Consider the following 6,694-nt stretch of genomic DNA (forward strand, 5'->3'; position numbering starts at 1 on the left):
GCGCGGCCGGGTCCGGCTCGGCGCCCCGCCGAGCCTGTGCGCCAGCCTCGTCCCGGATGTGCTGCGCCGCTTCCACGACGAGTTCCCCGGTATCGAGCTGATCGTGGACGAGGGCGGCTCGCAGGACCTGGTACGCACCCTGGCCGCGGGCGAGCTGGACCTCGCGCTGATCATCACCCCGCTGGCCGGGCAGGCCCCGGCGCTGGCCACCGTCCTTGCGGTGCGCGAGGGAGATGGTGCGCTGCATGCCGTGGCCCGCGAAGGGCGTGGCCCGCAGCCCGGACCTGGCGGCCACCATCCCCGGGATCACGGCGATCCCGAGCCCCGCCCGTACGAAGCCGAGCACCGCGTCCATCTCCCCGCCCTCGACCGAGTACGAGGGCTCGAAGCCGGCCGCCCGGCAGGCCGAGGTGGTGAACTCCCGCAGGTCATAGCCGCGCCGGAACATCACAAGCGGCTGGTCCCGCAGATCTTCGACGCGGATGTGACGGCGCCTGACGGGTGGTGGCGACGCGGGCGAGGAGGCCACGACCAGTTCCTCGCGCAGCAGCTCGGTGGTGGCCAGCGCCGGGGCCTGCCCGGCCAGCGGGGTGATGATCAGCGCGAGGTCCAGCTCGCCCGCGGCCAGGGTGCGTACCAGGTCCTGCGAGCCGCCCTCGTCCACGATCAGCTCGATACCGGGGAACTCGTCGTGGAAGCGGCGCAGCACATCCGGGACGAGGCTGGCGCACAGGCTCGGCGGGGCGCCGAGCCGGACCCGGCCGCGCCGTAGCTGGGCGACCTCCTGCACCTCGCGGCGCGCGGTCTCGGTGTCGGCGAGGATCTGCCGGGCCAGCGGGAGCAGGGCCTCCCCCGCGTCCGTGAGGGCGATGTTGCCGCGGGCGCGGTGGAACAGCTCGGCGCCCAGCTCCCGTTCCAGGGTGCGGATCTGCTGGGACAGCGACGGCTGGGCGACATGCAGGATCTCCGCCGCGCGCGTGAAATGGCGAGTATCGGCCACGGTGGCGAAATAACGCAGCTGCTGCAGTCTCACGCAGGCATGATAGCCATGACCTATGGAATCGAGCTATACCATGTCTTGGACGAATCGCAAAGCGTTCCCTAGCGTCTTGTCACATGGCACTGGCGACGCGGACGGACCCTGAGCGGGCCGCCCAGAAGGGGCCGCGACAGCGGCCGGAACCGCCGCGGAAGCCCGCGCGGAGCCCGTCCCTCATCGGCTCCGTGTGGCGCTCGACCGTCGGCAAGAAAGCGGTGATGGCCGTCACCGGGCTGATCATGCTGGCCTATCTGGCGGTCCATATGCTCGGCAACCTCAAGATCTTCTTCGGGCCCGGGGACTTCAACGGCTACGCGCACTGGCTGCGCACCCTCGGTGAGCCCGCACTGCACTACGAGTGGTTCCTGTGGCTGGTCCGGGTGGCGCTGGTGGCCTCGGTGGTGCTGCACGCCGTGGCCGCGTACCAGCTCAGCCGGCGCGATCTGGCCGCGCGGCCGCAGAAGTACGCGCGCCGCAGGCAGAAGTCGAGCTACGCCACCCGGACCATGCGCTGGGGCGGGGTGATCCTCGGCCTGTTCATCGTCTGGCACATCCTGGACCTGACCACGCTCACCGTGAACGAGCACGCCGAGCCCGGCCATCCGTACCAGAACGTGGTGGCGACCTTCTCCACCTGGTACGGCAACACCATCTACATCGTGGCGATGCTGGCCCTCGGTCTGCACATCCGGCACGGCCTGTGGAGCGCCGCCCAGACCCTCGGCACGGGCCGCCCGCACCGCGACCGCGCCCTCAAGATCGTCTCGACGGCTGTGGCGGCCGTCCTGGCCGGCGGGTTCATCGCCGTGCCCATCGGGGTCATGACCGGAGTAGTGAGCTGATATGAGCACCTATGCGGAGTACACGACCGGCGAGCCGATCAGCGACGCCAAGGCCCCGGACGGCCCCATCGAGGAGCGCTGGAACCGCCGCCGCTTCGAGGCGAAGCTGGTCAACCCCGCCAACCGCCGCAAGCACACCGTGATCGTGGTCGGCACCGGCCTCGCGGGCGGCGCGGCCGGGGCGACGCTGGCCGAACAGGGCTACCACGTGGTGCAGTTCTGCTACCAGGACTCGCCCCGCCGGGCCCATTCGATCGCGGCCCAGGGCGGTATCAACGCGGCCAAGAACTACCGCAACGACGGCGACTCCATCCGCCGGCTGTTCTACGACACCGTCAAGGGCGGCGACTTCCGCGCCCGCGAGTCCAATGTGCACCGCCTCGCCGAGGTCTCGGTGGAGATCATCGACCAGTGCGTGGCCCAGGGCGTGCCGTTCGCCCGCGAGTACGGCGGTCTGCTGGACACCCGCTCCTTCGGCGGCGTCCAGGTCTCCCGCACCTTCTACGCCCGCGGCCAGACCGGCCAGCAGCTGCTGCTCGGCGCGTACCAGGCGCTGACCCGGCAGATCGCCGCGGGCAACGTCGAGATGCACCCCCGCACCGAAATGCTCGACCTGATCGTCATCGACGGCCGGGCCCGTGGCATCGTGGCCCGCGATCTGATCAGCGGCGAGGTCTCCACGTACTTCGCGGACGCCGTGGTCCTGGCCTCCGGCGGCTACGGCAACGTCTTCTATCTGTCGACGAACGCCAAGAACAGCAACGCCACGGCCATCTGGCGGGCGCACCGGCGCGGCGCGTACTTCGCCAACCCCTGCTTCACCCAGATCCACCCCACCTGCATCCCGCGCTCGGGCGACCACCAGTCCAAGCTGACCCTGATGAGCGAGTCGCTGCGCAACGACGGCCGTATCTGGGTGCCCAAGGCCAAGGGCGACACCCGCCCGCCCGCCGAGATACCCGAGGACGAGCGCGACTACTACCTGGAGCGGATCTACCCGTCGTTCGGCAATCTGGTGCCCCGCGACATCGCCTCCCGCGCCGCGAAGAACGTATGCGACGAGGGGCGCGGGGTGGGCCCCGGCGGCCAGGGCGTCTATCTGGACTTCGCCGACGCGATCGCCCGGATGGGCCGCAAGGCGGTGTCCGAGAAGTACGGCAACCTCTTCGAGATGTACGAGCGGATCACCGCCGAGGACCCGTACCAGGTGCCGATGCGCATCTACCCCGCCATCCACTACACGATGGGCGGCCTGTGGGTCGACTACGACCTGCAGACCACCGTGCCCGGCCTGTTCGCGATCGGCGAGGCCAACTTCTCCGACCACGGCGCCAACCGGCTCGGCGCCTCCGCCCTGATGCAGGGCCTGGCCGACGGCTACTTCGTCCTCCCCTCCACCATCAACGACTACCTGGCCCGGCATCCGCACGGCGAGGTCGACCCCGGCCACCCGGCGGTCACCGAGGCCGTCTCCGAGGTGACGGACCGCCTGGCGCGGCTGCTGGCGAACGACGGCGACCGCACCCCCGACTCCTTCCACCGCGAGCTCGGCGAACTGCTGTGGGACGAGTGCGGCATGGCCCGCACCGACACGGGGCTGCGCAAGGCGCTCGACCGGATCCCGGCGCTCCGCGAGGAGTTCTGGCGGCGGATCAAGGTGCCGGGCACCGGCGAAGAGCTCAACCAGTCGCTGGAGAAGGCCAACCGCGTCGTCGACTACCTGGAGCTCGCCGAGCTGATGTGCCTGGACGCGCTGCACCGCGCCGAGTCGTGCGGCGGCCACTTCCGCGAGGAGAGCCAGACGCCCGACGGCGAGGCGGCCCGCGACGACGAGTCGTTCTCGTACGCGGGCGCTTGGGAGTTCAGCGGCACCGGCAGCGCGCCCGTCCTGCACCGCGAAGACCTGGTCTTCGAGTACGTCCACCCCACGCAGCGGAGTTACGCATGAGGCTCACCCTGCGGATCTGGCGCCAGCACGGCCCGAACGAGCCGGGCGCCATGACCGCGTACGAAGTCGACGGCATCTCGCCCGAGATGTCCTTCCTGGAGATGCTGGACACCCTCAACGAGGAGCTGATCCTGCGCGGCGAGGAGCCCGTGGCCTTCGACCACGACTGCCGCGAGGGCATCTGCGGGGCGTGCGGCATGGTCATCAACGGCCAGGCGCACGGCCCCGAGCGCACCACTACCTGCCAGCTGCATATGCGGCACTTCTCCGACGGTGACACGATCGACGTCGAGCCGTGGCGTGCCGCCGCCTTCCCCGTGGTCAAGGACCTGGTCGTGGACCGCTCGGCCTTCGACCGGATCATCGGCTCCGGCGGCTATATCTCCGCGCCGACCGGCAGCGCCCCGGACGCGCACGCCACGCCCGTGCCCAAGCCGGTCGCCGACACGGCCTTCGAGCACGCCGAGTGCATCGGCTGCGGAGCCTGCGTGGCGGCCTGCCCCAACGGCTCGGCGATGCTCTTCACCTCGGCCAAGGTCGTCCATCTGAACGTGCTGCCGCAGGGGCAGCCCGAGCGCGAGTCGCGGGTGCTGGACATGGTGGGCGCGATGGACGAGGAGGGCTTCGGCGGCTGCACCAACACCGGGGAGTGCGCGGTGGCCTGCCCCAAGGGGATCCCGCTGCAGAGCATTTCCATGATGAACCGGGAATTCCTGCGGGCGAGCATGAAGGGCGGCCGCAGCTGACGGTACGAGAGTTCTCGTACCGTCAGCAGGGCGAGGTGGCGGCGGTGCTCAGACCGCCGCCGCCACCGGGGGCTCGCTTCGCGCCTCGCGCCGGCGCAGGGCGACCGCCAGGCCGAGCGTGGCCAGCGCGACGAGCATCATCAGCGCGCTGGTCCACACCGGCGAGCGGAAACCGAGGCCCGCGTCGATGGCGAGCCCGCCGAACCACGGGCCCGCCGTGTTGCCGACGTTGAACGCCGCCGTGGTGAACCCGCCCGCGAGGGTGGGTGCGCCATCGGCCAGGTAGAAGGTGCGCGAGGTCAGGACCGGCGCGATGCCGAACGCGAGCAGGCCCTGGACGAAGACCAGCACGAACACGGCCACCGCGGCCCCGGCGCTCAGGGCCAGCACGGCCCAGCCGAGCGTCAGCGCGCTCATGCCGGTCAGCAGGATCAGATACGGCCGGGCGTCGGCGATCCGGCCCCCGACGGTGATGCCGACGAACGCGCCCACGCCGAACAGCACCAGCATCGCGGGCACCCACCCGGCGCCGTAGCCGCTGACCTCGGTCAGCAGCGGCGCGAGATAGGTGAAGGTGCAGAAGGTCGCGCCCTGGACCAGGGCGTTCATGGCGTAGGCGGTCAGCAGCTGCGCGCCGACCAGCGAGCGCAGCTCGGCGCGCAGCCCGGCCGAGGGCGCATCGGGGCGACCGGCCGGGATCGAGGCCAGGACGGCGGCGACACCGGCGACGGACAGCACGGCCACCGCCCAGAACGCCGACCGCCAGCCCCACAGCTGCCCCAGCATCGCCCCGCCGGGCACACCCGCCACACAGGCCAGCGTGACCCCGCCCATGACCACGGACATCGCACGGGCCTTCTTGTCCGGCTCGACCATGCTGACCGCGGCGCCGGCGGCCACCGCCCAGAAACCGGCGTTGGCGAGCGCGCCGACGATCCGGGTCGCCAGCAGTACCCCGTAGTCGTCCGTGACCGCCCCGACGACATGGGCGGCGGCGAACGCCACCAGGAACGCCACCAGCGCGGTCCGCCGCGGCCAGCGCAGGGTGAGCATCGCGAGCAGCGGCCCGCCGACGACCATTCCGATGGCGAACGCCGAGGTCAGGAAGCCGGCCTGAGGGATGGAGACCCCGAGGTCGGCGGCGATGTCCGGCACCAGACCGGACAGCATGAACTCCGAGGTGGCCTGGGCGAATACGGCCAGGCCAAGCATGTAGACGGCAAAGGGCATACGGGAACTCCCCGAGTGGAAGTGACGGAATCTGCGAACGGGCAGCGTTCGCCAACGGGAGAGTTCGCCGAGGTGCGCTCGCCAGGACGCGTCACCGCACGCGAAAAAGGCGCGCACGACTGGCGGGAGCGCGAGGGAGATGAAGGGGAAACGACGTCCGGTCGGAGTCGTCCGCTGCCCGTGAAGCGGAGATCCGGCCGCCGGGGCGGCGCCAAGGCTGCCGCACGGCCTCAAGAGGGCCGGAGTACGCGGCTCATCGGCGGTACTGCCACCGGACGCGGCCGGTGGCTAGGGTCTGTCGGACTCCGGGCTGCTCATGATTCCGCACCGTAGCAGCCCCGTCGATACCTGTGCCACGGAATTGCCGGTGTACGGGGGTGCTGGTGGGGCCGTCGCCGGGGAGGCCCCACCGGTCACTTCACAAGGAACTCGTCGAGGATCCCCGGAGCCGCCGTATCCGCGAATCCCGCCGCCTCCCCGGCCGCCATGTCGGGGATGCGGTAGCCGTCCTCACCCGCGGCGACGGCCGCCGTCACGGTCGTGACCCCGGCCCGGCGCGACAGCGGGCTGTCGGTGAACGTCCAGGCCAGCACGGCCCGGCGGTCCAGGGCGACCGTGTCGCGGCTGAAGGTGCCGGAGCGGATGAGCAGATAGCCGTCGTGACCACCCGCCAGGCCGTGGCCGAGCGCGCGATACGCGTCGCGCGCCAGGGCGTACACGACGGGGGTCGCGACGAGGAGGAAGCCCCCGCCGCAGTACAGCAGTACGGGCGTCAGCAGTACCCCGAGCACGGCGAGGGCGGCCGTCACCGGCGCCACGACCCACACCATCCCGCGCATGACCCGGCGGCGGAGCGCGGCGCGCGGATGCCGGGTCATGCGCGGGATGG

The 6,694-nt window shown here is 71.3% G+C and carries 5 protein-coding genes and 2 pseudogenes; 4 read left to right on the forward strand and 3 right to left on the reverse strand.

From position 1 onward, the window contains the following. Positions 1-58 precede the first annotated feature (58 nt). Positions 59-145 (forward strand): annotated as a pseudogene (locus CCN51_RS60235) (hypothetical protein); the annotation flags it as partial. A gap of 66 nt (positions 146-211) precedes the next feature. On the opposite strand, the pseudogene CCN51_RS34975 reads toward CCN51_RS60235, so the two are convergent. Beyond that, positions 212-1,033, reverse strand: a pseudogene (locus tag CCN51_RS34975) (LysR family transcriptional regulator); the annotation flags it as partial. Between the two features lie 83 nt (positions 1,034-1,116). On the opposite strand from CCN51_RS34975, the gene CCN51_RS34980 reads away from it, so the two are divergent. Genes CCN51_RS34980 through CCN51_RS34990 form a run of 3 tightly spaced genes read left to right on the forward strand, consistent with a single transcriptional unit; the run spans position 1,117 to position 4,575 of the window. Then, entirely contained in the window at positions 1,117-1,881 is a 765-nt protein-coding gene (locus CCN51_RS34980; protein ID WP_043487590.1) for a succinate dehydrogenase cytochrome b subunit, read from the forward strand. A 1-nt stretch (position 1,882) separates the two neighbouring features. Then, positions 1,883-3,829 carry a fumarate reductase/succinate dehydrogenase flavoprotein subunit gene (locus CCN51_RS34985; protein ID WP_014179609.1) on the forward strand — a complete coding sequence of 649 codons (1,947 nt, stop codon included), beginning with the start codon at positions 1,883-1,885 and terminating at the stop codon, positions 3,827-3,829. Continuing rightward, entirely contained in the window at positions 3,826-4,575 is a 750-nt protein-coding gene (locus tag CCN51_RS34990) for a succinate dehydrogenase/fumarate reductase iron-sulfur subunit (protein WP_014179608.1), read from the forward strand. Before CCN51_RS34985 ends, CCN51_RS34990 begins: the two co-directional genes overlap by 4 nt. Positions 4,576-4,623: 48 nt before the next feature. On the opposite strand, the gene CCN51_RS34995 is transcribed toward CCN51_RS34990, so the two are convergent. Together CCN51_RS34995 and CCN51_RS35000 are read right to left on the reverse strand one after the other, a co-directional pair. Next, on the reverse strand, positions 4,624-5,805 hold the full coding sequence (locus CCN51_RS34995; RefSeq protein WP_014179607.1) for a Cmx/CmrA family chloramphenicol efflux MFS transporter: 1,182 nt from the start codon (positions 5,803-5,805) through the stop codon (positions 4,624-4,626). Positions 5,806-6,218: 413 nt separating this feature from the next. Continuing rightward, positions 6,219-6,694 (reverse strand): PH domain-containing protein (locus tag CCN51_RS35000; protein WP_158104729.1); only part of this gene is annotated, 476 nt, incomplete at its 5' end.

The sequence above is a fragment of the Streptomyces milbemycinicus genome (assembly GCF_002154605.1).
Taxonomy (GTDB): domain Bacteria; phylum Actinomycetota; class Actinomycetes; order Streptomycetales; family Streptomycetaceae; genus Streptomyces; species Streptomyces milbemycinicus.

Coding starts and splice junctions, on each gene's coding strand:
- CCN51_RS34980 (WP_043487590.1), top strand. CDS start 1,117: ATGGCACTGGCGACGCGGACGGACCCTGAGCGGGCCGCCCAGAAGGGG.
- CCN51_RS34985 (WP_014179609.1), top strand. CDS start 1,883: ATGAGCACCTATGCGGAGTACACGACCGGCGAGCCGATCAGCGACGCC.
- CCN51_RS34990 (WP_014179608.1), top strand. CDS start 3,826: ATGAGGCTCACCCTGCGGATCTGGCGCCAGCACGGCCCGAACGAGCCG.
- CCN51_RS34995 (WP_014179607.1), bottom strand. CDS start 5,805: ATGCCCTTTGCCGTCTACATGCTTGGCCTGGCCGTATTCGCCCAGGCC.